This is a genomic window from Streptomyces palmae (genome assembly GCF_004684805.1).
GTDB classification, from domain to species: Bacteria; Actinomycetota; Actinomycetes; order Streptomycetales; family Streptomycetaceae; genus Streptomyces; species Streptomyces palmae.
Genome location: NZ_SRID01000008.1, coordinates 15,666 through 41,546, shown reverse-complemented (window position 1 = coordinate 41,546; position 25,881 = coordinate 15,666). Strand labels below are relative to the sequence as shown.

Annotated in this window: 19 protein-coding genes; 10 read left to right on the top strand and 9 right to left on the bottom strand. The window is 73.7% G+C overall.

What is annotated here, in order from left to right; genetic code table 11:
* Positions 1–62 precede the first annotated feature (62 nt).
* The 6 genes from E4099_RS02055 (at position 63) to E4099_RS02030 (ending at position 9,515) form a co-directional block, all read left to right on the top strand.
* A complete protein-coding gene (locus E4099_RS02055; protein WP_245244508.1) occupies positions 63–1,133 on the top strand; it encodes a carbohydrate kinase family protein in 1,071 nt (356 codons plus the stop codon).
* 41 nt (positions 1,134–1,174) lie between these two features.
* Positions 1,175–2,572: an extracellular solute-binding protein gene (locus E4099_RS02050; RefSeq protein ID WP_135337141.1), complete on the top strand. Its 1,398-nt coding sequence runs from the start codon at positions 1,175–1,177 to the stop codon at positions 2,570–2,572.
* Positions 2,569–3,519: a carbohydrate ABC transporter permease gene (locus tag E4099_RS02045; RefSeq protein ID WP_245244507.1), complete on the top strand. Its 951-nt coding sequence runs from the start codon at positions 2,569–2,571 to the stop codon at positions 3,517–3,519. The genes E4099_RS02050 and E4099_RS02045 overlap by 4 nt, the downstream gene beginning before the upstream one ends.
* Positions 3,516–4,340, top strand: a complete 825-nt coding sequence (locus E4099_RS02040; protein ID WP_135337140.1) for a carbohydrate ABC transporter permease — start codon at positions 3,516–3,518, stop codon at positions 4,338–4,340. The genes E4099_RS02045 and E4099_RS02040 overlap by 4 nt, the downstream gene beginning before the upstream one ends.
* A gap of 191 nt (positions 4,341–4,531) precedes the next feature.
* Complete coding sequence (locus tag E4099_RS02035; protein ID WP_167828268.1) at positions 4,532–7,093, top strand: MMPL family transporter; 2,562 nt, start codon at positions 4,532–4,534, stop codon at positions 7,091–7,093.
* Entirely contained in the window at positions 7,023–9,515 is a 2,493-nt protein-coding gene (locus E4099_RS02030) for a tetratricopeptide repeat protein (protein WP_245244506.1), read from the top strand. The genes E4099_RS02035 and E4099_RS02030 overlap by 71 nt, the downstream gene beginning before the upstream one ends.
* Positions 9,516–9,600: 85 nt before the next feature.
* On the opposite strand, the gene E4099_RS02025 is transcribed toward E4099_RS02030, so the two are convergent.
* The 5 genes from E4099_RS02025 to E4099_RS02005 all read right to left on the bottom strand — a co-directional run bounded on the left by E4099_RS02025 (position 9,601) and on the right by E4099_RS02005 (position 16,165).
* Complete coding sequence (locus tag E4099_RS02025; RefSeq protein ID WP_135337139.1) at positions 9,601–10,965, bottom strand: hypothetical protein; 1,365 nt, start codon at positions 10,963–10,965, stop codon at positions 9,601–9,603.
* A 487-nt stretch (positions 10,966–11,452) separates the two neighbouring features.
* Positions 11,453–12,514, bottom strand: coding sequence for a zinc-dependent alcohol dehydrogenase family protein (locus E4099_RS02020; protein WP_135337138.1), 1,062 nt, complete (start codon positions 12,512–12,514; stop codon positions 11,453–11,455).
* A 286-nt stretch (positions 12,515–12,800) separates the two neighbouring features.
* On the bottom strand, positions 12,801–13,592 hold the full coding sequence (locus tag E4099_RS02015) for an SDR family NAD(P)-dependent oxidoreductase (RefSeq protein ID WP_135337137.1): 792 nt from the start codon (positions 13,590–13,592) through the stop codon (positions 12,801–12,803).
* Between the two features lie 88 nt (positions 13,593–13,680).
* Entirely contained in the window at positions 13,681–14,853 is a 1,173-nt protein-coding gene (locus E4099_RS02010) for an amidohydrolase family protein (RefSeq protein WP_135337136.1), read from the bottom strand.
* Between the two features lies 1 nt (position 14,854).
* The gene (locus E4099_RS02005) at positions 14,855–16,165 is read right to left on the bottom strand and encodes a type I glutamate--ammonia ligase (protein WP_135337150.1); all 1,311 of its coding nucleotides are present in this window, start codon (positions 16,163–16,165) and stop codon (positions 14,855–14,857) included.
* Between the two features lie 527 nt (positions 16,166–16,692).
* On the opposite strand from E4099_RS02005, the gene E4099_RS02000 reads away from it, so the two are divergent.
* Both E4099_RS02000 and E4099_RS01995 read left to right on the top strand, forming a co-directional pair.
* Entirely contained in the window at positions 16,693–18,165 is a 1,473-nt protein-coding gene (locus E4099_RS02000; protein WP_135337135.1) for an SDR family NAD(P)-dependent oxidoreductase, read from the top strand.
* An 82-nt stretch (positions 18,166–18,247) separates the two neighbouring features.
* Entirely contained in the window at positions 18,248–18,901 is a 654-nt protein-coding gene (locus tag E4099_RS01995; RefSeq protein WP_135337134.1) for a thiaminase II/PqqC family protein, read from the top strand.
* Between the two features lie 16 nt (positions 18,902–18,917).
* On the opposite strand, the gene E4099_RS01990 is transcribed toward E4099_RS01995, so the two are convergent.
* The 4 genes from E4099_RS01990 to E4099_RS01975 form a co-directional block, all read right to left on the bottom strand.
* Positions 18,918–20,387 carry a hypothetical protein gene (locus E4099_RS01990; RefSeq protein WP_245244504.1) on the bottom strand — a complete coding sequence of 490 codons (1,470 nt, stop codon included), beginning with the start codon at positions 20,385–20,387 and terminating at the stop codon, positions 18,918–18,920.
* Positions 20,388–20,623: 236 nt separating this feature from the next.
* Complete coding sequence (locus E4099_RS01985; protein ID WP_135337133.1) at positions 20,624–21,442, bottom strand: SAM-dependent methyltransferase; 819 nt, start codon at positions 21,440–21,442, stop codon at positions 20,624–20,626.
* A 251-nt stretch (positions 21,443–21,693) separates the two neighbouring features.
* A complete protein-coding gene (locus E4099_RS01980) occupies positions 21,694–21,930 on the bottom strand; it encodes a DUF397 domain-containing protein (RefSeq protein ID WP_245244502.1) in 237 nt (78 codons plus the stop codon).
* Position 21,931: 1 nt separating this feature from the next.
* A complete protein-coding gene (locus E4099_RS01975; protein WP_135337131.1) occupies positions 21,932–22,789 on the bottom strand; it encodes a helix-turn-helix domain-containing protein in 858 nt (285 codons plus the stop codon).
* A 1,376-nt stretch (positions 22,790–24,165) separates the two neighbouring features.
* Here E4099_RS01975 and E4099_RS01970 point away from each other — a divergent pair.
* Entirely contained in the window at positions 24,166–25,545 is a 1,380-nt protein-coding gene (locus E4099_RS01970; RefSeq protein WP_135337130.1) for an alpha/beta family hydrolase, read from the top strand.
* A gap of 28 nt (positions 25,546–25,573) precedes the next feature.
* Positions 25,574–25,843 (top strand): DUF1876 domain-containing protein, encoded by a 270-nt coding sequence (locus tag E4099_RS01965; protein ID WP_135337129.1) that lies wholly within the window; start codon positions 25,574–25,576, stop codon positions 25,841–25,843.
* Positions 25,844–25,881: the final 38 nt, after the last annotated feature.

Below are 25,881 nucleotides of genomic sequence, written 5' to 3'. Positions count from 1 at the left end.
AGATGACCGGGGGTGCAAGGTGTCGGTCACATGAAGCGAGTCTGACAAGGAAGGGCGCGACGGTGAACGGGGTCACAGTCTCGGAGTCGATCGATCCACTGGCCGCGCTGCGCACCCCGGACGATCCGCCCTACGACGTCTACCTCACCGGCACCGTCTTCCTGGACATCATCTTCACCGGCCTGGACCACGCCCCGGTGCGCGGCACCGAGTCCTGGGCCCGCGGCATGGGCTCGGCCCCCGGCGGGATCGCCAACATGGCCACCGCGCTCGCCCGGCTCGGGCTGCGCACCGCGCTCGCCGCCCCGTTCGGCACCGATCTGTACGGCGACTACTGCTGGGACGCGCTGGCCACCGGCGAGGGCATCGACCTCGGCCCGTCCCGCCGGGTCCCCGGCTGGCACTCCCCGGTCACCGTCTCCATGGCGTACGAGGGCGAACGCACCATGGTCACCCACGAACACCACGCGCCGCCCGCCGCCGGCACCGCGCCGCCCGCCTCCCGGGCCTGCGTGGTGGCCTTCGAACCCGGCCGCCAGGAGGACTGGGTGCGCCGGGCCCACGCCGCCGGCAGCAAGGTCTTCGCGGACGTCGGCTGGGACGACACCGGCCGCTGGGACACCGCCGCCCTGGCCGACCTGCCGTACTGCCACGCCTTCCTGCCCAACGCCACCGAGGCCCAGCGCTACACCCGCACCGACAGCCCGGAGCAGGCGGTGCGCGCGCTGGCCGAACGGGTGCCCATCGCGGTGGTGACCAAGGGCGCCGAGGGAGCCGTCGCCATCGACTCGATCACCGGGGAGAGCGCCGACGTGCCCGGGCTCCCGGTGGACGCGCTCGACCCCACCGGCGCCGGGGACGTGTTCATCGCCGGCTTCATGACCGGCACCCTGGCCGGCTGGCCGCTCGCCGACCGGCTGGCCTTCGCCAACCTCACCGCCGCACTGTCGGTGCAGCACTTCGGCGGCTCCCTGGCCGCGCCCAGCTGGTCGGACATCGCCTGCTGGTGGGCGGAGCGCCGGGGCGCCGAGCAGGCGCGGCGCTACCGGTTCCTGGCCGAGCTGCTGCCGGCGGCGCTGTCCGGCACCCCGTGCGCCAGGGCGGTGCCCACCATCGGATTCCGCGGCGAGTGATCCTGGCCGCCGCGCCGCAACCACCGCAGAAGGAGACCCCATTGGGCCCGCGCCGCCGCCTACCGCTCGCCGTGTGGATCACCGGCCTGGCCCTGTCCGCCGCGGCCTGCGTACCCGGCACCGACGGATCGGGCGCACCCGTGCCGGGGACCGGCGCCGGCAGCGCCGTACCCGACCCGGCCAGGGCCGGCCGGACCACGCTGACCATCTGGGACCAGGAGATCCGCGGCGGGCAGAACGACGAGCTGGAGCAGCTCAACGAGGAGTTCGAGAACCGGTACCCCAATGTCACCATCAAACGGACGGCCCGCAGCTTCACCGACCTCAAGACCACCCTGAAGCTGGCCGTCACCGGCGCCAACCCGCCCGATGTCATCCAGGCCAACCAGGGCTACCCGGACATGGTGGCCTTCGTCCGCGCCGGACTGCTCGCCCCACTCGACAACTACGCCGGCATCTACGAGTGGAACACCCGCTACCCGGCCACCCTGCTCAACCTCAACCGGGTCTCCGCCGACGGCCGCCGCTTCGGCACCGGGCGGCTGTACGGCATATCCCAGACCGGCGAGTACATCGGGCTCTACTACAACAAGGAACTGCTCGCCAAGGCCGGACTGGAACCCCCCACCACCTGGAAGGAGTTCACAGGCGGCCTGGGCCGGCTGCGGCGCTCCGGAGAACTGCCCATCCAGTTCGGGAACCTCGACAAGTACCCGGCCATCCACACCTTCGGCGTCCTCCAGGACCAGCTCGGCGCCGAACGGGCCCGCGACGCCGTACTGGGCCGGAGCACGGGCTTCGACGCCCAGGACACCACCCGGGCCGCCGCCACCCTGGCCGACTGGGTGCGGCGCGGCTACCTGCCCAAGAGCGCCAACGGGCTGGGCTACGAGGACGCCGCCAAGAAGTTCGCCGCCGGCGAGGGGGCCTATCTGCTGACCGGCACCTGGCAGCTGGCCGGACTGAAGAAGACGATGGGCGACCGGCTCGGCTTCATGCCGCCACCCCCGGCCGACCCCGGCGGACCGCCGGTCACCACCGGTGGCCAGGGCCTGGCCTGGTCCATCACCTCCCGCGCCCGGAACCCCGAAGTGGCCGCCGCCTACCTGGACTTCATCACCAGCCGGCACGCCGCCGACGTGATGACCCGCAACGGCGTGCTCCCCGCGGTGCCCGGCCGGGCCGCCGACCGGGTGCCGCCTCAGAGCGCCGACGGCCAGATGATCGCCGGCTGGCGGCGGCTGTCCGCCGCCGACGGACTCGTCCCCTACCTGGACTACACCACTCCGACCAGCTACGACACCCTCTCCGAGAGCCTCCAGGGAGTGATCGCCGGCCGGCTCTCCCCTGAGCGCTTCACCACCACCGTGCAAGAGGACTACGACGCCTTCCGACGCGCCCAGCGCTCCCAGCAGCCCCAGCCGACGGAGCCCCGATGAAGACCTCGGCCCCGGCGGGCCCCGCGGCGGCGACCGGCGGCACGGAGTCGAAGGCCCGCTCGCGCGGCCGGCGGCGGGCGCCGGGCGAGCCGCGCGCCATCGGCTACCTCTACATCCTGCCCGCGCTCGCCCTGTACTCCGCCTTCCTGCTCTACCCGTTCGGCCAGTCGGTCTGGCTCTCGCTGCTGCACTGGGACGGCCTGACCCGGGCGACCTGGGCAGGCTTCGACAACTACCGCGACCTGCTCACCGACCCGGCCCTGCGCGCCCCCTTCGCCCACGCCCTGCTGCTCCTGGTGTTCTACTCGGCGCTGCCGGTCGCCATCGGACTGCTGCTGGCCGCCCTGCTCTCCCGCGACCGGGTGCGCGGCATGACCTTCTTCCGCACCGTCCTGTTCCTGCCGCAGGTACTGGCCATGGTGGTGGTCGGGGTCGCCTGGCGCTCCATCCTCGCCCCCGACGGACTGCTCAACGACACCCTGCGCACCCTCGGGCTGGGCTCGCTGGCCCGCCCCTGGCTCGGCGACTACGACTGGGCCCTGCCCGCCGTCGGCCTCGTCGGCACCTGGGTGGGCACCGGACTGTGCATGGTGCTCTTCCTGGCCGGCGCCCAACGCATCCCCCGCGAGCTGTACGAGGCGGCCCGGCTGGACGGCGCCGGCCCGGTACGCGAGTTCCTCACGGTCACCCTGCCCGGACTGCGCCCGCAGATCGCCGTGGCGCTGACCCTCACCATCGTGGCCGGGCTGCGCAACTTCGACCTGATCTACATCACCACCTCCGGTGGGCCGGGCAACACCACCTCGGTGCCCGCCTACGAGGTCTACCACCGGGCCTTCGACACCAACCAGGTCGGCTCCGCCGCCGCCATCGGGGTGGCGCTCACCGTACTGATCTTCGCCCTGACCACCGCGGTCTCCCGGCTCGTGGAGGGCCGCCGCCCATGACCAGCCCACGCGAACGCGCCCTGACCTACGGCATCCTGACCCTGTTCGCCGCCGTCGCCCTCACCCCGGTCATCGGCCTGCTCGGCACCGCCCTGGGCCCGCAGGACTCCCTGGACACCGGCTTCAGCCTGCCCGGCGGCAACCCCCACTGGAGCAACTTCGCCGACGCCTGGACCCGCGGCCACTTCGGCAGCTACCTGGGGAACTCGCTGCTGGTGGCGGTGGTCGTGGTCACCGTCGGCGGGCTCTTGTCCATCCTCGCCGGCTACGCCTTCGGCGTGCTGCGTTTCCCGGGCTCCACCGTGCTGTTCTACCTCTTCGTGATCGGCCTCGCGCTGCCGCAGGAAGCCCTGGTGGTGCCGCTCTACTTCGATCTGCGGTACGCCGGGCTGACCGACAGCTACGCGGCGCTGATCCTGCCGCAGGCCGCCCAGTCGCTGGCCTTCGGCGTCTTCTGGATGCGCACCTACTTCCGCGGCAGCGCCCGCGCGGTGATCGAGGCGGCCCGGCTGGACGGGGCGGGCAGCTGGACCACGCTGTGGCGCATCCTGGTGCCGATGGGCCGCCCCGCCATCTCCACCATGACCGTCATCACCTTCATGTGGACCTGGAACGAGTTCCTGATGGCACTGGTCATGGTGAGCGACGAGGAGCACCGCACGGTGCCGCTGGGCCTCGCCTTCTTCCAGGGGCAGCACGGCTCCGACACCGCGCTGCTGGCCGCCGCCTCGATACTGATCGCCCTGCCGGTGGTGGCCGTCTACCTGGCGCTGCAGCGCCGCTTCATCGCCGGGATGCTCAGCGGCGCGGTCAAGGAGTGAGGGCGGCCGCCCCTGGGCGGTGACGAGGGGTTCCACCGGGGTCATAGCGGTGCTCCAGCGCTGCGATGTACGAATTAGCTTTGTATGCGGCGGTTCGTCGACCTCGTTCAGGCTCCATCCGGTACGCGTCGCTCGTCCGGGTGGCAGTACGCACTCTTCGGCACCCCCGACGAGACAGGAGCACCGCTTCAGTGGCCATGTTCCTCAGCATCCTCGGCCGGTTCGCGTTCCGCAGAAGGAGGCTGGTGGCCCTGTGCTGGCTCGCCCTCCTGATGGCGGTGGGAGCGGGAGCGGCCAGCGTCTCGGCCGTGTCCGGGGACTCCATCACCATCCCCGGCACCGAGGCCCAGCGGGCCTTCGACCTGCTGGACGAGCGCTTCCCCGGGAGCCACGCCGATGGGGCCACCGCCCGCGTGGTGTTCCGGGCACCCTCCGGCGAGAAGCTCACCGACGCGGCGCACCGGGACGCGATATGCCGGGTCCTGGACGAACTGCGCGGCGGTCCCGGCAGCGGGCGGATCGCCCGGATCACCGACCCCTACCGCATGAACGGCGTCAGCGATGACGGCCGTGTCGCCTACGCCCAGGTCTTCTACCGCGACAAGTCCTTCGAACTCGACGACGCCGACCGGGACGCACTGCGCCAGGCCAGACACCAGGGGCGGGCCGCCGGACTGACCGTGGAGGTCGGCGGCGACGCACTGCAGGAACTCCCGCACAGCGGAATGACCGAGGCCATCGGCGTGGGCGTGGCAGCGGTGGTGCTGGTGGTCACCTTCGGCAGCCTCGCCGCGGCCGGACTGCCGCTGATCACCGCGATCGTCGGGGTGGGCATCAGCGTGTCCGCGATCACCGTGCTCAGCGGTCCGCTCGAACTGGGCGGCTCCACACCGACCCTGGCGATGATGCTCGGCCTCGCGGTGGGCATCGACTACGCGATGTTCATCGTCTCCCGCTACCGGGCCGAACGGGTCGCCGGCAGCGAGCCCGAGCAGGCCATCGGCCAGGCCGCGGGCACCGCCGGATCGGCGGTGTTCTTCGCCGGGCTCACCGTGGTCATCGCCCTGGTGGGGCTGGGCCTGGTCGGCATCCCGGCACTCACCACGATGGGCCTGGCCGCCGCCGGAGCGGTGCTGATGGCGGTGCTCATCGCGATCACCCTGGTCCCGGCGCTGCTGGGGTTCGTCGGACACCGGGTACTGCCCCGAGGACAGCGTCCGGTCGCCCGGCACCGGGCCCCCAAGTGCCCCGCGCCGGTGGCCGCCGCGGGCCGGCTGCTCCGCCGGTGGCCGGCCGGTTGCCGGCGGGACGGGTCCGACCGGCGACCGGGTGCCCGGCCCAACATCGGCACCCGCTGGGCACGGTTCGTCCTCTGCCGCCCGGTGGGGGTGCTGATCACCGCGGCCCTGGCGCTGGGCGTGCTGGCGCTGCCGGCGGCCGACCTGCGGCTCGGGCTGCCGGACGACAGCGCACTGCCCACCAGCAACACCCAGCGCCGGGCCTACGACACGCTCTCGAAGGCGTTCGGCCCCGGCTTCAACGGACCGCTGACCGTGGTGGTGGACGTCCGCGAGACCTTCCAGCCCAAAGAGGCGGTGGAACTGATCCACTTCGACCTGCGCCACACCCGCGGCGTGGCCGAGGTGAGCACCCCCGTCTTCAACGCGGCCAAGGACACCGCGACCATCACCGTGGTCCCCGCCGCGCGGCCGAGCAGCGCCCGGACCGAGCAGCTGGTCGCCGACCTGCGCCGGAACGGCGGCGACGCACTGCTGGTGACGGGGCTGACCGCGATGAACATCGATGTGTCGCGGAAGCTGGACGCGGCGCTGGTGCCCTATCTGGCCCTGGTGGTGGGGCTGGCCTTCGTCCTGCTGATGCTGGTCTTCCGGTCCGTCCTGGTGCCGCTCAAGGCGGCCCTGGGCTTCCTGCTGTCGGTCCTGGCGGCGCTGGGCGCGGTGGTCGCGGTCTTCCAGTGGGGCTGGCTGGCCGGCCCGTTCGGCGTCGAGGAGACCGGTCCGGTGGTCAGCATGATGCCGATCTTCGTCGTGGGCGTGGTGTTCGGCCTCGCCATGGACTACGAGGTCTTCCTGGTGACCCGGATGCGCGAGGCCTATGTGCACGGTGACCGGGCGGCTCCCGCGCTGGTCGCGGGGTTCCGACACGGCGCCCGGGTGGTCGCGGCGGCCGCCATCATCATGATCAGTGTCTTCTCCGGGTTCATCGGCTCCTCGGAGCAGATGATCAAAATGGTCGGCTTCGGCCTGGCCGTCGCGGTCTTCTTCGACGCCTTCTTCGTCCGGATGGCCATCGTCCCGGCGGTGCTGGCCCTGCTCGGCAAGTCCGCCTGGTGGCTGCCGGCCTGGCTGGACCTCCTGCTGCCGCGGGTCGACGTGGAGGGCACCCGGCTCGCCGCGCCGGGCCGGGGGACCGGAAAGGCCGGCGCCGACCGCAGCCCGGACGCCGCCCCCGAACCGCCCACCGCCGCCGTGGCGGAGGCGGAACCCGTACCGGACACCGGCCGCGGATCCCCGCCGCACCCCGCCGAGGCCTGCCACCTCGCCGACCACGGCCGGCCGGCGGAGGCCGGCCCCCTGTTCGCGTCGGCCGGGGAGCGCTCGAGCCGAGGAGCCCGATACCGTGGCACCGACGTCGAGCCGGGGGAGGGCAGGGATGGATCCCATGTCGATGGCAGCGGTGGTCGCCGCGATCCAGACGGCGGGATCGGGAGCACTCACCGGTGCTGCCAGTGAGGCGGGCCGACGGGCCTGGGAGTCGCTGGCCGGACTGAGCCGCCGCGCCGCACGCCGGGACCCGCGGCCCGACCCGGACGACTCCGCGGAGCCCCGCGGCACCGCGGAGCCGGACGCACACCCCGGCGAGGACGCCCAGCCCTCCGCCCCGCACGGCGCCCAGGAGCACAGGGAGCTGGCCGCGGCGCTGCTGTCACGGGCCGCGGCCGACCCGGACTTCGCCGGCGAACTGGCCCGCTGGCTGCGGGAGGTGGAGGGCCTGCGCCGGGCCGCGCACGCCCCGGCCCCGCGCGCCGGCGGCCCGCGACTGCTGCCCGCCGCTCCCGCGCACTTCACCGACCGGCATGACCAACTGGGCCGGATCACCGCGCAGTTGGACGCCGCCGGACCCCGGATCGCGGTGATCAGCGGCACCGGCGGGATCGGCAAGACCGCCGCCGCCCTGCACTGGGCGCACACCGTGCGCCCGCGGTTCCCCGACGGCCAGCTCTACGTGGACCTGCGAGGCGACTCGGCCGCCTCCGCACTCGCCCCCTCCGATGTGCTCGTGCGCTTCCTCCACCGCCTCGGCGTGCGCCCCCGGGACGTACCCGCCGACCTGGAGGCGCAGGCGGAGCTCTTCCGGGACCGCACCGCCGAGCTGCGGGTGCTGGTACTGCTGGACAACGCCCACTCCACCGCCCAGCTCACGCCGCTGCTGACCGCCTCCCCGGCCGGGTTCACCCTGGTCACCAGCCGACGCCCGCTGCCGGAGCTGGTCGGCCGCTACGGCGCCGGTACGATCCGCCTGGGCCCGCTGACCCCCGAGGACTCCGAACGCCTGATGGTGCGGATCGTCGGCGAGGAGAGCTTCGCCCGGCAGCGCCGGCACGCCGAGTCGGTGGTGCGGCGGTGCGCTGGGGTGCCGCTGGCGCTGTGCACCACGGGGGCCCGGGCCGGCGTCGCCGAGGATCCGGACTGGGACCGGCTGGACCGCGAGTTCGCCGACTGGGAGCGCGCCCGACACCAGGAGGACCGCATGGGGAACGACCCCGCCGACCGCACGTCCCCGCGGCCCGCCGCCCCGGACCGCTCGGGGAGCGCGCCCGCCGAACCGGCGGCCGGTACCGCAGGCGAGGGCGCGGGCCCCGACCCCGCCGGCCGGGCGGAGGCCGCGGCCGACCTGGCCTACCGCGGCCTGTCACCGCGGGCGGCCCGGGTCCACCGGCTGCTCGGCCTGTGCCCCTGGCCCTCCGTACCGCTGGGCGCGGTCGCCGCGCTCGCCGGTGAGGAACCGTCCGCGGTACGCCCGCTGCTGCGCGAACTCACCGCCGTTCGCCTGCTGGAGGACACCGGCGAGGAGCGCTACCACCGCCATGACCTGATCCGCGGCCATGCCGCCCGCCAGGCCGCCCAGGAACCGGGCGGCGCCGCCGCGGTACGCCGCGCCGTGCTCTGGTACCTGCGCCTGGCCGCCGAGCACGACGCCCGGGTGATCCCCGGCCGCTGGCACCTCGGCCCCGTCTACGAGCAGATCACCGGCTCCGCTCCCACCGACCCGGCACAGGCCCTGGAGGTGCTCCGCCAAGAGCGGCAGAACCTCGCCGAGGCCGTCCGGGCAGCCGAGGACCGCGGCTTCGACGACCTGGTCTGGCAGCTGTGCGAGGCGATGTGGGGCTTCCACCTGCGCCTCGGCTTCCCGGAGCTGTGGGCGGCCACCCACCGGCGCGGCGTCGCCGCCGCCCAGCGCTGCGGCGACCGACGGGCCGAGGGCCGGATGCGCACCCAACTCGCCTTCGCCCTGATGAGCCTGGGCCGCCACCAGGACGCCGAGCGGGAACTGCGCGCGGCCGCCGCAGCCGACCGGGCGGCCGGACACCTTCGAGGCGAGGCCACCGCCGTGGAGTCGCTCGGCCTGCTGCGGCTGCGGCTGTGGCGCTGGGACGAGGCCGCGGAGCTGTTCGGCACGGCGCGCGACCTGCTCGAGCGGATCGGCCCCGGCCAGGAGGGCGCCCGGGACGTGCCCCGGGCCACCGCCCTGCTGGAGCACCACATCGGCCGGGCCCTTCGCGGCGGAAGCCGGTACGAGGAGGCCTACGAGCGACTCCGCCGCGCCCGCGTGGCCTTCGCCGGCCTTCCCGAGCGGGACCGCTACAACGAGGCCAGGGTGCTGATGAGTCTGGCCGAGACCCAGCTGGCCGACCAGCGGCCGGCAGATGCGGGCGGCACCCTGGAGGAGGCGCTGACCATGCTGGCCGCCGAGGGCGCCGCGCTGCAACGCGCCGACGCCGCCGAGCTGGGCGCCCGCTGCGCACGGGAGACCGGCGACCTGGCCGGCGCCCGCCGGCTGCTGGACCTCGCACGCTCCCTGCACCTGGACCTCGGCGACGCCGGAGCCGTGGCCCGTGTCGACTCGCTCCGGGAGGAGTTGGCCGCGGACTGACCGGAGCGGCCGCGGACGCCAAGAGCCGCCCGGCGATCCCCGGTGGGCTCACCGAGCCGGCGGCGGGTGCGGGACGGCGCAGCCCTCAGCCGGCCGACCGGACCGCCACCCGGTACCGGGCCCGGCCGGTGTGCACCGTCATCCCGGTCGCCATCAGCTCGGCGGGGTCCTTGCCCTGGCTGAGCCAGGCGTACAGGGCCGAGGCATAGGCGGCCGGGTCGCACAGCGCCGGCCGGCCGTCCGCGTCGGGGGCGGCGGTCAGCCGTACGGTCAGGCCCGCCCGGGTGCGTACCGTGCAGCTGTCCGGCCCTGCCGTGTGGACGGCGAGCGCGCAGTGCCGATGGCGGTCCAGCACCTCGGCGGCCCAGGCACCCGGCGGCCCCCACCGCGGGTCGTCGGCCGCGCCCCGGCCCACGATCACGTCGGCCAGGCTCAGCCGGCCCGGGTCGCGGGTGTCCTCGGGAACGACCGTGTGGGCAGCGCTCAGCTCCTCGTCCGGCTCGGGATCCTGGTCCGCGTCGGCGTAGCGGGTGACCGCGATCCCGGGCGGCTCCCCCCGGCCCGCGCCGATCAGCCGGGTGAGCACCCGGATCGGCACGCTGGGCCGGGCCGGCTCGAACTCCGGCAGCGGGAGCCGGTCGAGCAGGGCGGGGTCCACCGGCTCGGGGATGCCGATCAGCCGGTAGCACAGCCGGCGCAGCAGCGTCGCCGAACGGCCGGGGTCCGAGCTGGTGGCGGCGGTGATGTCCGCGTAGCGCCGCGGATCGTGACCGGCCATCACCTGGTCGAGCTGGTGCCGCAGACCCCGCCGGGGGTCCAGCCGGGGCGCGGTGCGCCCCAGCGCCGCCACCGGGGAGTCCGGATCCAGGTCGCCCTCCGGGAAGGCGCCGAGCAGCACCGGGGTGCCGAGGGCCGCGGCGTAGAAGGTGACCGAGCCGTGGTCGCCGATGACGCAGTCGGCGGCTATCAGCGCCTGGCGCCAGCCGGCCAGCGGCGGCACCAGGGTGAGCCCCGCCCGCCCGGCCCGGTCCAGCCAGGCCCGCACCTGGCCGGGGCCGTGGCCGTACCAGATGTTGGGGTGCAGCACGGCGGCCGTGCGGTACTCGTCCAGCGGCAGTTCGGCGGCGAGCCGGGGCAGCAGCGCGGGCAGCGGGTCGGCCGCGCCGTCGCCGAGCAGGGAGCGCGGCCCCCAGGTCGAGTTGACCAGGATCAGCCGCTGGTCGGGGCCGACGCCCAGGGCCCGGCGGAAGCGCTCCCGGTCCGGGAGGGCGGCGAGCATCCGGTCGTAGCAGGGGTCACCGCCGAGGACCGCGGTCGCGGCGGCCTCGGGACAGGCATCGGTGAGCCGGGCCAGCTGCTCGGGGTGGGAGAGCACGGTCGCGGCGGCGATGGGGCGGCCGCGGTGCAGCAGCCACTCCCGGGAGAGTCCGAAGACGGGGGCGGCGGGCACGGCGCGGTCCGGCTCGGGCGAAGGGTGTCCGGTGTCCGGTGTCCGGTGTCCGGTGTCCGGTGTCCGGTGTGGCCAGCCTTTTATTGTATCCGACACCGTGTGAGAGGACCGCTATGTCGCCCTGGAGGAGCTCCAGCCGGCCTCCGTAACTGGCCGTGAGAACCAGGTCGACCGGGGTCCGTACGGCCTGTTCCCAGGGCAGCACCGGCAGGCCGACCGAGGCCAGCAGCTCGGGCACGCCGGCCAGGAAGGGGGAGGAACCGGTGCAGGTCGCCAGCAGTTGCAGCCGCAGGTCGTCATGGAGCAGCGGAAGGACGTCCAGCAGCCTGGTCGCCGAGGTGACGTTGTGCACCACCAGCAGTACCCGGCTCCCGCCGAACCGGGTAGCCCAGCGTTCCGCGTCCACCCCCACCGGCACCCGAAGCATGGTCGGTGATCCTACCCGGCGGAGGCCGACCCTCCGCCGGGGCGCGGTGCTTCAGGGGAATCAGGGCGCCCGGCGGCCGGGTTCGACGACCGTGAGCCCGGTCCGGTTGTGGGACCGGGAACCCATCGCGACCAGGGCCTGCGGTGCCTCCTGGAGCCCTATGACCTTGGTGACCAGGAGATCCGGCCGCAGGCTGCCCGCCTTGACCAACTCCATCATCGGCCCGTAGGCGTGCGCGGCCATGCCGTGGCTGCCGAGCAGCCGGAGCTCCAGGGCGATCACCCGGGCCATCGGCACCATCGGGTTCCCGGCCGCCGGCGGCAGCAGGCCCACCTGGACGTGCCGGCCGTGCCGCCGCAGGCTGTTGACGGAGGCGGCGCAGGTGCGCGGGCTGCCCAGCGCGTCCAGGGACAGGTGCGCGCCGCCGCCGGTCGCGTCCAGTACCGCCTCCGCCACCGGACCCAGCAGCGAGGAGGCGTCGATGCACACCGCCGCACCGAACCGCCGGGCCAGGTCCAGGGCGCGCGAGCGGATGTCGACCGCCACCACCCGGGCCCCGGCCGCCGCGGCGATCATCACGGCGGACAGCCCGACCCCTCCGCAGCCGTGCACCGCCACCCACTCACCGGGGGCGACCCGGCCCTGGGTCACCACCGCCCGGAACGCGGTGGCGAAGTGGCAGCCCAGACTCGCGGCGGTGGCGAAGGGGAGTTCGTCGCGGATGCCGACCAGGTTGACGTCGGCGTTCTCCACCGGGACGTACTCGGCGAACGAACCCCAGTGGGTGAAGCCCGGTTGCGTCTGCCGCTCGCAGACCTGCTGCGCGCCTTCCGCGCACGCCCCGCAGCGCCCGCAGGCGCAGACGAAGGGCACGGTGACCCGCTGCCCGGGTCTCCAGTTGGCCACGTCCGGGCCCACCTCGGCGACCACGCCCGCCAGTTCGTGGCCCGGCACATGGGGCAGCCGTATGCCGGGGTCGTGCCCCATCCAGCCGTGCCAGTCGCTGCGGCACAGCCCCGTGGCGGCCACCTGGATGACCGCCCCGCCGCGCGAGGGCACCGGATCCGCCACCTCGCGGACCTCGGGCTGCCGCCCGAACGCATCGAAGACCACCGCACGCATAGGCCCGCTCCCTCGTTCGTCAAGGCCGGTGGACCGACGGCGGTCCGGTGCCCGGCCGGGTGCCCCGTGACGACGGTGTCGTGCCGAGCGTGAAGACGGTCGGCGTCCCGCCCGGTTGGCTGCCGCACCCTCCCATGGTGGCGGCGGACGGCCCGGGCCGCGGACCTGAGGGCAGGAAGAAACCGCTCCCGTTCATCGTCGGGTACGGAACGGGTGAGGAGAAGACATCTCAGGCCGATAGCGTTCCCAGGCCGCCACTTCCGGTCATACCGTCCGGGCCGCACGCTCAGCGCTTGGACCGCTGCCCCTCGACCAGCCGGCGCAGGGTGAGGTCCGCCACCAGCCGGCGCTGGAGACTCTCCGCCAGGGAGGGGAACAGGCTGCCCACGGCGCTGCCCAGGCGCAACTCCAGCGGGGCGATGTTGACCTCGGCGCGGTTGGCCTCGACGGCCCGCACGGTGGCCATCGCCACCTGCCGGGGGGACACGGTACGGACCCCGGCCGGCACCTCCACTCCGGCGTCGGCGAACATTCCGGCGTCCCGGACGAATCCGGGCTGCACGATCGACACACCGACTCCGGTGCCGTGCAGATCCTGCCGCAAGCCGAGGGTGAAACCACGCAGACCGAACTTCGAGGCGTTGTAGAGCGAGGCACCCGGTGAGGCCGCGCGCCCCGATATCGAACCGATCATCACGATGTGACCGCGCCGGTCGCGCACCATGCGCGGGGCCAGCAGCCGTGCCAGCGCTATCGGCGCCCGGAGGTTCACCTCCAGGGCGCGGTCCAACTCCTCGGTGGAGTAGTCGAGTACCTCGCCGCTGGAGGGCAGTGCGGCGTTGGCGATCAGGATGTCGGTGTCGGCGGCCTTCTCGGCCAGCCGCGCCACCTCGGCCCGATCGGACAGGTCGGCCGTGATCGCCCGTGCCCCCAGCGACTCGGCCAGCGGACGGAGCACCTCACCGCGGCGCCCGGTGAGCACCAAGGAGGCACCCCGCGCCGCGAAGGTCCGGGCCAGGGTCTGGCCGATGCCGCCGGTGGCCCCGGTGATCAGGACGGTCGAGCCGGAGATTCTCATGGGTTCCGCTCCCGGTGCTGTACTGCCCGCTGCTGGTCCCCTCGCACGCTACCGGAGCGCTGGTGGACCGGCCGCCGGCGGCACCGGCTCAGCCGATGGCGGCGCTGCCCGGCCCGAGCCCGTACACCCGGCGGGCGTTGTCGGCGGCGATCAGTACGGCCACCCGCTCGGCGTCCCGGCGCGACCAGTCGCCCTGCGCCACCCAGCGCGACAGCAGAGCGCCCAGTGCCCGCCGGAACAGCCGGACGCCGACCAGGTACAGCTCCGCCAGCCCGTGGGCGTCGGTGGAGAACAGCAACTTGCCGAAGGGCGCCAGCTCCAGGAACTCCGCCAGCACCGCCTGTGCCCGCACCCCGGTGTACCCCAGCGAGAGCCCGACGTCGGCGTAGACATGGGGGAAGGCGTGCGCCAGATAGGCGGCCCCCCGGTGGTACGGGTAGCAGTGCAGCAGGACCAGGGTGCAGCCGGTGGGGCGCACCGCGCGGACGAAGTCGGTGAGCAGCAGCGGATCGCTGCGGTGCAGCGTCAGGTCCGGGTCGCCGAAGCCGGTGTGCAGTTGCAGGGGGAGCCCGGTGCGCGCCGCGCACCACAGCAGATGGCGGACCAGCACCGGGTCGGTCAGCCGGCGTACTGTGTCCCGACTGTCCTGGCCGTCTCGACTGTTCTGGCTGTTCTGGCTGTCCGACCAGCGGACGGCGGCGGCACGGACCTCGGCCTCGGTGGGCGGCGTCGGGTCGAGGTCCAGGCCGCAGCGGTAGGCGGCGATCGACTTGAAACCCACCGCGGTACGGGCCGCCTCGTCCACCGCGCGCCGCACCGCGGTGCCGAAGGACCCCGGATCGGACAGGCGCCCGGCGACGTCCTCCGCCAGCCGCTCCAGCCGGACGATCTCATGCCCGGTGCCGCCGGCCGCGGTCGCCAGCTCCCACGGGGTGGTCAACTCGCCCGGCAGCCCGGTGTCGACCAGGAAGACACCGATGCCGGCGGCGCGCAGCAGCCGCCGATTGACCTCGCCGGCACCCAGCTCACGCCTGCGCGCCAGATAGCGCCCCGGCGAGCAGTGCGGATAAAGACCGAGCAGCGGCGGACACCAGCGGCGCACCGCGAAGCCCAACTGGGTGTCGAAGAAACCGGTCCCGGGGGCGGCGGGCGCGTCCGACTCGGTGAGCAGCGACTCGAACCGCTCATCGGACAGATCGTCGCGCAACACCCCGTGGCAGTGCTGGTCCACCAGCGCCGGCAGCGGCAGCGGCTCGGCCATCTCAGTACCGGCGGCGGGTCGCGGCGGCGATGGACTCCGGATCGGCCCCGTCGAACAGCGCGGCCTCGGCCCGCCGCACCGCCGCGACCGACTCGAAGAGCGGATCGCCCAGCGCCGCACGCAGCACCGCGGACTGCTCGAAGTGGGCCAGCGCCTCGGGCAGCGAGGTGGGCAGCCGGGGGGCGGTGCCGACCTCGGCCGGATCACCGGCGACCGGCTTGGGCAGCCGGAGGTCCTCGTCCACCCCGGCCAGCCCGGCGGCGATCACCGCACCCGAGGCCAGATAGGGATTGGCCGCCGGATCGAAGCACTTGACCTCGGCGTTGGCCGTCTCGGGGGCGTCCCGAGCGGCGGCGATGAAGCGCAGGGCGGCCTCGCGGTTCTCCAGTCCCCAGCACTGGAAGACACCGGCCCAGCGCGAGGGTTCCAGCCGGAGGTAGCTGGCGGGGGAGGGGGCGCCGATCGCCAGGAGCGCGGGCAGCTCGCGCAGCACACCGGCGAGGAACGCCTCACCGGTCGCGGTCATCCCGTACGGCCCCTCGCCGCCCTGGTGCAGATTGCGGCCCTGGCGCCACAGACTGAAGTGCAGATGGCCGCCGTTGCCCACGGAGCCGGGCCGCACCACCGGCCCGAAGGCCGGGGCCAGACCATGCCGGGTCGAGACCGCCCGGATCGTCTCCCGCACCAGCACGCACAGGTCCGCCGCGCCGACCGGGGCGGCGGGGGCCACCGAGATCTCGAACTGCCCCGGCGCGTACTCGGGGTGGAGCTGGAGCACCTCCACCCGCTGGGCGTGCAGGGCCTCCAGCAGGGCGGCCAGATAGTCGGAGAGCTCCACCAGGCGGGCCATTCCGTACGCCGGGCCGGCGGCCGCGTAGCGCAGTTCGGACTCGGGCGCCTCGGCAGCGGTGACCACCCACTCGGTCTCGAAGCCCATCCTGACCTCCAGACCGCGCCGCCGGGCGAGGTCGGCCATCCGGCGGGTGAACCGCCGCTGGCAGACCGGGTGCGGCTCGCCCTGCTGGTCGTAGCGGTCCACCGGGGCCCAGGCCCAGCCGGGTTGGGCGGCGAGCACGGTCAGCCGCTCCAGGTCCGGGATCAACCGCAGATCGCCGTCCGGGCCGTGCACATGGCGGCTGCGGGTGAGGGAGTCGTCCAGCAGGAACACGTCGAAGACCGGGGACATGCCCACCCCCTGGCAGGCGGCCTGCGCCAGGCGCGCGGTGGGTACCCCCTTGACCCGGGTCAGCCCCGCGTTGTCCACCCAGGTCAGGGCGGTGCCATGGATACCGGCCGCGGTCAGCCGGTCCATCTCCTGGCGGGCCCGGGCATGGACCTGCTCCTGATGCTCGCTCACGGCGACTCCCCTCCGCAGTCGATTCGTCACTCAGTGTCGCATGAGTGTGGGTGGCCGCGCCGGGCTTTCCGGAGGATCGGGGGGAGTTGGCGGTCCGGCCGCCGGACATCCCGGACACTGGAAGGCCGTCGACGCCCGGCCGCCTGCCGGAGCGGGGCGGTGGCCGCTCGTCCAGGATCGGCCGGGGCCACTCGCCCTCGGCCGGTGCGGCGGCGAACACCGTGCCGGGCACCGGACGTCAGCTGCCGGGAGCCGGTTTCCGGGGCGCTGGACGTGAGACGGACCGCGACGCCCCACCGCCGTGCGCCCCGGCGCCCGCGCCCTGTCCGCCACCTCCGGCGCGCGCCGTCAGGCGGCGCCCCCAGGGGCTGCCTCGCGGGCCGCGAAGGCCCTGGTCGGGTACGGGTTTGGCGTCCCCGCCCCCGCTTACGTACCCTTCCGCAGAAGCCTCAGTAGAACAGACGAACAAGAAAGCGGCGGCGATGACGGTGACGGACAGCGGCCTGGCCGAGGGCCTCGGCGAGGACGCCCAGCAGGGCATCGACCCGGAACGGCTGGCGGTCTGCCTCAGCGTCCTCGCCGAGCTCGACGAGCTGCCCATAGACCACCCCGACGCGATCACGGTGCGCCGCGCCACCTCGGGCATCTACCGGACGGTGAAGCAGCGCCGCCGGCAGGAGCGCCGCGCCGCCAAGACGGCCCACGACCGGTCGGTCACCGAGGCCACCGCCACCGGCGCGGCCGACCGGATCGACGACGAGACCGTGGGCCGCGCGCTCACCAGCTCCGTCACCACCGAGATCGCCGGCATCCTCCAGCGCCCCCGCTCCTGCTACGTCTGCAAGGGCCGGTACGTGGAGGTCGACGCCTTCTACCACCAGCTGTGCCCGTCCTGCGCCCAGGAGAACCGGGCCCGGCGGGACGCCCGCACCGATCTGACCGGGCGGCGGGCGCTGCTCACCGGCGGTCGCGCCAAGATCGGCATGTACATCGCGCTGCGACTGCTGCGCGACGGCGCCCACACCACCATCACCACCCGCTTCCCGAACGACGCGATCCGGCGCTTCACGGCGATGCCGGACAGCGCCGACTGGCTGCACCGCCTCAAGGTCGTCGGCATCGACCTGCGCGACCCCGCCCAGGTGATCGCGCTGGCCGACTCGGTGAGCGCGGCCGGCCCGCTGGACATTCTGATCAACAACGCCGCGCAGACGGTGCGCCGCTCCCGCCAGGCCTACCAGGAGCTGATCGCGGGCGAATCGGCGCCGCTGCCCGCCGGCGAGCTGCCCCAGTCCGAGGTGTTCGGCGCCTTCGGCAGCGGCGCCCAGGCCGCCCTGCCGGCCGCCTCCTCCGGCGGCCTGACCCCGGACGAGGTGGCCGCCCTGGCGCTCACCCCGGGCTCCGCCTCCCTCGCCCGGATCGAGGCCGGCACCGCGATCGACGCGGGCGGGCTCATACCCGACCTCGACCCCAGCAACACCTGGATCCAGCGGGTGCACGAGGTCGATCCGGTGGAGCTGCTCGAGGTGCAGCTGTGCAATGAGACCGCGCCGTTCATCCTGGTCAGCCGGCTGCGCCCGGCCATGGCCGGCTCACCCGCCCGCCGCACCTACGTGGTGAACGTCTCCGCCATGGAGGGCAAGTTCAGCCGCGGCTACAAGGGCGCCGGACACCCGCACACCAATATGGCCAAGGCCGCGCTCAACATGCTCACCCGCACCAGCGCCCGGGAGATGTTCGAGACCGACGGCATCCTGATGACCAGCGTCGACACCGGATGGATCACCGACGAGCGCCCGCACCCGGACAAGATCCGGCTGGCCGAGGCGGGCTTCCACGCCCCACTGGACCTGGTCGACGGCGCGGCCCGGGTCTATGACCCGATCGTGCGCGGCGAGCGGGGCGAGGACCTGTTCGGCGTCTTCCTCAAGGACTACGCGCCCACCGACTGGTGAGGTCCCGAGCCGCCCGCCGACCGCGGTCCGTGAGACGGTGGAACCGACCGTGACCGCTCCACCCCCAGGGAGAGTGCCGGCGATGACCGACGACGCGGCCCGGATGGTGGCCGAGGCAGTGGCGCGGCTGGCCCCGCAGACCGCGGCGAACCGGCTGGTGCCCCGGATCGCCGAGGGCACCGCCTCTCGGGACACCCTCGCCGCCTTCGTGCTGGAGCAGCACCACATCGTGCGCGCGGACCGGTTCAGCTTCCGCCACCTGGCCCAGCGGGCCGGTACCGGTACGGAGGCCGCCGCCTTCTTCGCCCACCTGGTCCAGGGCGAGGACATCGCCCTGGAGCGGCTCGCCCCGCCCGCCGCGGCCTGCGGGCTGGACCAGGTCGCGGTGCGGGCGTACGAGCCCCTGGCCGGCTGCCAGGCGTACCCGTCCTACGTGGCCCGGCTCGCGCTGACGGCCGAACCGGCCGAGGTGGTGCTGGCGCTCGCCGCCAACTTCGCCGCCTGGGGCGGCTACTGCGCCACCGTGGGGCGCGCCCTGCGGCTGCACTACGGCTTCTCCGACGCGGCCTGCGGCTTCTTCGACTTCTTCGCCGATCCGGACCCGGACACCGAGCGGCTGACCCACCAGGCGGTGCGGGCGGGCCTGGCGGAGGGCCGACTGCCCGGCACGGCGGACCGTCACGGTCGGTTGCTCCAGTCCTACGAGCTGATGTTCTGGAACACCCTCGCGGACTGAACCCCCGGCCCACCGCTCAGCGCAGCGGGGCGACGTACACCGTCCAGCCGGTGCGCCGCATCACGTACCGCGTCCAGCCGTGGGCGTAGTACGGGCGGGCGGTGCTCCCGGCGGACACCAGTGCCGCGGTCGGCTGGATCCCGGACCTGCGCCGCAGCTCGGCCTCGGTGGTGGACCGGTTGTTGCCCCGCAGCTGCGCCGAGGCGCAGCCCGCCGCGTAGCCGATGGGCAGCGCCCGCGGGCCGGTCAGCAGGCAGGGCGGTCGTACTCCCAGTTCGTGCAGATCGTGTGCGGCGCGCTGGTACACGCCGGCGGTGGCCGCCGTGCGCCGGGCCATGTGGTGCAGTACGGCCTGCTGGCTGCCCAGCTGGAGCGCCACCAGCAGACCCACGGCCGCCACCAGGGGCAGCCGCCGCCCCCGACCGGCCGCCAGGGCCCGGGCCGTCAGCCAGGCGATCGGCAGCGTCAGCAGGGCGTAGGCGGGGAGCAGGAAGCGCGGCGCCGAGTACCCGATCAGAAACAGGTACGAGAACGACAGGCACCCGGCGCACACCACCGGCAGCAGCGCCGTCCGCAGCCTCCGCTCCCGGTGGGCCGCGAGCAGCGCGGCGGCGGTCAGCACCGGAAGCGACCACCACCACAGGGTCATCAGCACGGGCGGACCCGGCGCCGTGCAGGGGCGGCACAGCAGCGGCCCGTCCAGACTGCGCAGCACCGTACCGATGTTCATGTGCAGGCCCATGTCGCCCTCGGTGGCGCTGGAGACGCGCAGCCGCTCCCGGACGCCGCCGAAGCGCAGGTATGCCTCGGCCACCCACTGCGCGGCGCCCAGCAGCGGACCGGCCAGCACCGCGGGCAGCGCCGGCCGCCAGGAGCGCACCGCCGCCGCGGCCACCAGCAGCGGAAGCGCCAGCAGCGCGCCGTCCGGGGTGCGCACCAGGGTGACCGCGGCCAGCACGGCGGCCAGCCACCAGCGCGCCCGCACCTCGCCGGGGCAGCGCAGGAACCACCCGGTGGCGGCCACCGCACCCAGCGCCACCCACAGGTTCGGCATCACCTGCGAACCACTGATCTGGGTGATCCACAACCCGCCGAACAGCAGTGCCGCGAAGGCCGCCACACCGTCACCGAGGACCCGCCCCCACACCCGGAAGGCGGCGTACAGCCCGGCGGCGCTGAGCAGGACCAGCGCCACGCGCAGCACCGGCACCGAGCCGGTGACCGCCATCACCGGGGCCACCAGCACACTGATGCCGCGGGACCGGGGGGCGCTGAAGAAGGCGGCCGGACGGCGCGGGTCCACCTGGGAGGCGTACACGCTCTCGTCCCACAGCAGGCCGACCGAGGTGTGCGGGATGACCAGGGCGAGCTGGACCACGGCGTAGGTCAGCGCCACCAGCGCCAGCCGGCGGCCGGCCGGTGGACGCGAGAGGAGGCGCTGGGGAATGCTCGAGCGGGTGGTGAGGACAGCTGCGGGGCCGGTCACCAGGTCAGGTTCGCAGCACCCCGGTCGCCTCGCGACCCGGCGATCGGCCGGACGGCGTAAGGTCTCCCGTTCGAGCCCGGGCGAGCTCGTTCGGGTCTGCCATCCGCGCGCTGCGGGGTCGGGCGTCCGCTCCGCGGGGTCTCCTCCGGTACCGAGTGGCCCGCTGTCCGCTCGATGCTCCGGCCTGATACGGAATGGTCCTGCCCCGCTCCCGGCGGGGCAGGACCTGGAGCACGTCAGGGCTTGCGGGCCACCCCGGCGTAGAAACTGACGTCCGCGTCGGAGAGCCCCTCGGCGAGGGTCTCCTCGTCCGGCCGCCAGCGGTGTCCCACCTCGACACCCGGTTCCACCAGCTCCAGGCCGTCGAAGAACTGCTCGACCTCCTTGCGCCCTCGGACCTGGGCGGGGATGCCGCCCTCGTGGTAGATGTCGATGAGCCTGTCGAAGGTCTCCGGGTCGAACTCGCCGGTGCAGTGCGAGAGCACCAGGTAACTCCCCGACGGCAGGGCGTCCATCAGCTGCCCGACGATCTCGTACGGCCTGGCCTCGTCGGGGACGAAGTGCAGCAGCGCGTTGAGGGAGAGCGCCACCGGACGGGTCAGGTCCAGCGTCGCGCGCAGCTCCGGCGCGTTCACGATGCGCGCCGGTTCCCGCACGTCGGCCTGGATGTAGGCGGTGCGGCCCTCGGGGGTGCTGCGCAGCAGGGCCTGGGCGTGGGTGAGCACGATGGGGTCGTAGTCGGTGTAGACGATCCGGGCCTCGGGCGCGATCCGCTGCGCGACCTGGTGGAGGTTGGGCTCGGTCGGTATCCCCGTGCCGATGTCCAGAAACTGCCGCACACCGGCCTCGGTGGCCAGCCAACGGGTCGCGCGGCGCATGAACGACCGGTTGGCCGCGGCGCCGGTCTTGGCGCTCGGGTAGATGGCCAGCACATCGGCTGCCGCGGCCTGGTCGACCTCGTAGTGGTCCTTGCCCCCGAGGTAGTAGTCGTACATGCGGGCGGGATGCGGTCGGCTGTTGTCGATATGGCCGAATGTATGACTGCTGTCGGTCATACGGCCCTCCGTTCGGGTCTTGTCGCCGCTGGTCGGTCGGCCGCCGTGGTCGGCGCCGACCGAGGGGTGCTGCTGGGGCAGCCTAGGGGATCACCCGCGCGCCCCGCCGGGCTTGGGACGCCCGACGAGGCATACCTGCACCTTGTCGCATCATCTGCACACGTCCGAGTGAGGATGACGCTCTCTCGTGCGATGCGGGAGCCTGACGCCGTCCATCGATCCACGATCCACCGGGGACCGCGGACGGCGCCTCAGGTCAGCAGGAAGTCCGCTGCCCCGGCCTTCGCGCCTTGGATGAACGTTTCGATCTCGTGGTACGCGTAGATGAGGGCCGGTCCGTCCGGATCAGTGGACTGCCGCAACGCCACCCGGCCGTCGCTGAGCTTCATCGCCTCGACGCAGCTGCCCCCGTTGGGGCCGCTCCAGGGCTTCTGCCAGCCCTCCGTGCCGAGATCCTTGGCAGGCATGCCGTTGTATATGGGATCCACGTCAGAGCTCCTTGCGAATCGCACCGAGGAACGCCTCGGTCTGGTGCACCGGAGTGGCTTGAGCGCACATCCGGTCGAGGGCCTCCAGGTAGGCGGCCACATCAGCGCGCTGATCGAGGTAGCCCGCGCTGGTCAGGCTCTCTCCGTAGACGATGTCCGGCAGTTCCGGTATCGAGAAGCGGAACAGTTGGAACGGGCCGAACATGCACGGGTGGGGGCCGGCGGCGAAGGGCACCACCTGGAGCGTGACGTTGGGCATCGCCAGCGACTCGATGAGCCGGTCGATCTGAGCCCGCATCACCGCACGGCCGCCGACCGGTCTGCGGAGCACCGTCTCGTCGCACACCACCCACAGGTGGGGGGCGTCGGGGCGGGAGAGCAGGTTCTGCCGTGCCATCCGCAGCTCCACCCGGCGGTCCAGCTCTTCCTCGGAACCGCTGGGGAAACCCACCTTGAACAGGGCGCGGGCATACTCCGGGGTCTGCAGCAGCCCGGGTACGCACTGCGGCTCGTACCCGCGGATGCGGGAGGCGGACTCCTCCAGGCTCACATAGAGGCTGAACCAGTCCGGCAGCACATCGCGGAACCGGTGCCACCAGCCCGGCTTGTTGGCCTCCTCGGCCAGGGCGAGGAAGGCCTCGATCTCCTCGGGCGGGGTGCCGTAGGTCTGCAGCAGCTTCTCGACATACGGGAGCTTCAGCCCGACTTCGGCCTTCTCCATGCGGCGGACCGTCGTCTGGTTGACGTGCAGCGCCCTGGCGGCCTGGTCGAAGGAGACCCCGGCCGCCTCGCGGAGCGCGCGCAGCCGCATGCCCAGGACCATCTGCCCGACGGTAGGGGCAGACCGCGCTTCAGCCACGTTGTTCCTCCCGGTATGCCTGATGACGGGGATCAGTGTGCCATGCCCTGGCTTGAGCGGGACAGAGTGCGCCGCTCAATCTGCATTTTGCATTTCGCCTCTTGCCAAATGCGGTGTGCAGGGACGATAGTGACAGGGCGACGCGGACCAACCGGACCGCGTGGCCGAGGACTTGCACTGCCTCGATCCCTGCACAGGTAGAGGGAAGGCGCATCGACGTGGCACTGCCCCATCGCATGACAAGGGTCCGGCGCCTGCCGTTCGGCGGCGCTCACGGTGGTCTCCACCTCGGGCGGTTTCAACTGCCCGCCCGGGGCGCCGCCATGGCGCAGGTCCACTGCCGGACGTGCGCCCGGCCGCCGGCTCGGGGTTTCGACGGGGCGGAGTGCGACTCGATCGACCCCGACATAGCGAAGCCGTGAGCCGACGCGCTCGCGCATTCGCACTGAACTGACCTGGGCGTCATACGTGCCGCAGGGCTGATGAACGCCACATGGACGTCGAAGTCGCCGACCAGGGCGGGGGACCGGTCGGAGGCCTCGGCGCGCGGGGCCGGTGCGGACGGGAGGACGGACGAGGGCTGAGGGTCGTCCGCAAACCCGTCATCGCGTGGGGGGACCGGTCCGCCGCGGGCGGCCGTGGCTGGATCCTCGAGATCGTGGTCGACCACGGGCCACAGCCGCCACACATACCACCACCGCGGGGAAGGGGGCGCCCGCGGGCCCGGCCCGGGCGGGGGCGGCGAGGAATTCGCCACCCGGGCCGGGCCCGCCGGCGGTACCACCAGGTCCCTGGCGGTTCACCGAGCCGCCCGAGGGCCCACCCGTGCTCGGGGCCGCGCCGCACTCGCCGATCGCGGTCAGGGCCCGGGTTCGCCGAGCTGCCCGAGGGGCGCCGTGCTCAGGGACGGCCGTCCATCGCGGCGGACCGCGGTCCGTGCCCGGCGCGGGGCCTGGCGGGCGCAATGCTCGGGAGCACCCGGCTCGGAGGGGCCGCCGACTCCTGCGGACACGCCGGTCCGCTGAGGGGCGGCGCACGGTGAGTCGGTTGGCAGGGAAGGGCGGCGGGGCGAAGGCCCCGCCGCCATCACGCGTGCTCCGGCGCCGGACACCGACCGGGCAGCCCCGGGGGCGAAGAGCGACGTCCACCCCGTCCAGAGCCCGACCTGGAGTCGCCCGGTCACCGAACGTGGCCGCGCTCCGGCGCCTTGCCCCTCGCTGACCGGCCCCAGGTCCGCGATCGCGTCCGGTGGGTGGAGCGCGCCCGCCGAGCGGTGCGGCGGCCGACCTGCCCATTTGCCAAAACGTGGCATTTCGGTTTGATTCGAAAGTGGTAGGCGGCAGAGCCCGTTTCTCTCCCCGAGCAGGGGGCGCACCATGTGGTTCACCGATCGCGCGGAGGCCGGACAGCGTCTGGCCGCACAGCTGGATCATCTGCGCAGCGAGGACCCGGTCGTCGTCGGACTACCCCGCGGCGGGGTACCGGTGGCCTACGAAGTGGCCCGCGCCCTCGGGGCGCCCCTCGACGTCATCCTGGTCCGCAAACTCGGCATCCCCTTCCACCGGGAGGTGGGCTTCGGTGCCATCGGCGAGGGCGGAGCACGGGTCATCCACGACGACATCATCCGGATGAGCCGGGTGAACGAGGCCGACCTGGCCGAGGTGGAGCGGGCCGAGGAGGACGAACTCGCCCGCCAGGCAGAGCGGTTCCGGGGCGGTCGGCCCCGTATCGCCCTGCGCGACCGGACGGTGATCGTGGTCGACGACGGCATCGCCACCGGTGCCACCGCGCAGGCGGCCTGCCGGGTCGCCCGCGCCCAGGGGGCCGGCCGGGTGGTGATGGCGGTACCGGTGTCGCCCCCCAGTGCGGTGGGCATCCTGCGGGCCGAGGCGGACGAGGTGGTATGCCTGACCACGCCCAGCGACTTCTTCGCCGTCGGCGAGTGGTACCGGGACTTCTCCCAGACCCCGGACGAGCAGGTGATCGACCTGCTGGCCCAGGCCGCCGACCGAACCGAGGCGGGTACGGACCCGAGTGCGGGGGACTGCCCCGGCGGTGGGTGCGTTCCCCAGGAAGGCGGCACGGGGCAGGACCCCGGGCACGCCGGGAACCCCGCGGCCGCCGGCTCCCGGCCTCCCGACGGCCCGGTGGAGATCCCGGTGGAGGGCGGCACCATCCGGCTGAGTGGCGATCTCCTGGTCCCTGAGAACGCTCCCGCGATCGTGGTCTTCGCGCACGGCAGCGGCAGCAGCCGGCACAGCCCTCGCAACCGCTCCGTGGCCGAGGCGCTCAACCGGGCCGGACTGGGCACCCTGCTCTTCGACCTGCTCACCGTCGAGGAGGAGATCGACCGGGCCAATGTCTTCGACATCGACACGTTGGCCCGCCGGCTCTCGGAGGTCACCCGCTGGGCACGCCGAGTGGGCGTGCCGGTCTGCTACTTCGGGGCGAGCACCGGAGCGGCGGCGGCTCTGAGCGCCGCCGCCGAGCCGGACGCGCGGATCGCGGCCGTGGTCTCCCGGGGCGGTCGGCCCGACCTGGCCGGGGACCGGCTTCCGCTGGTCACCGCTCCGACCCTGCTGATCGTCGGCGGGCGCGACGAGACCGTTCTCGACCTCAACCGACAGGCGCGGGAGCGGCTGCGGTGCGAGACCCGCCTGGAGGTGGTGCCGGGTGCCGGGCATCTCTTCGAGGAGCCGGGCGGGCTGCGCGCGGTGGCCGACCTCGCGCTGGAGTGGTTCCGCGCGCATTCTTGAGCCAGGAGGAAGACAGGAGGTGGTCCCGATGGAGCAGATCGTCGGATGCGACATCGAGATGGAGTTCCACGAGGTCAACGCGAAGACCGAGGCGGATGTGCGGCTGCGGCTCCATGACGGCACCCAGGTCAAGGCCCACGGCGCCGCCAACCGCCACCCCGACGACCCCGCCCAGCAGCGTGTCGGCGAGGAGATCGCCGCGGCCCGGGCGCTGAACGACCTGTCCCAGCAACTGCTGGAGAAGGCCGGCGGGGACATCGAGGAGGTCACCCACCTGCACACCCATCTGAGCGGCTGAGGCGCCGCCGCCACCGAAGGCCGCGGGGCGCGGGCCCG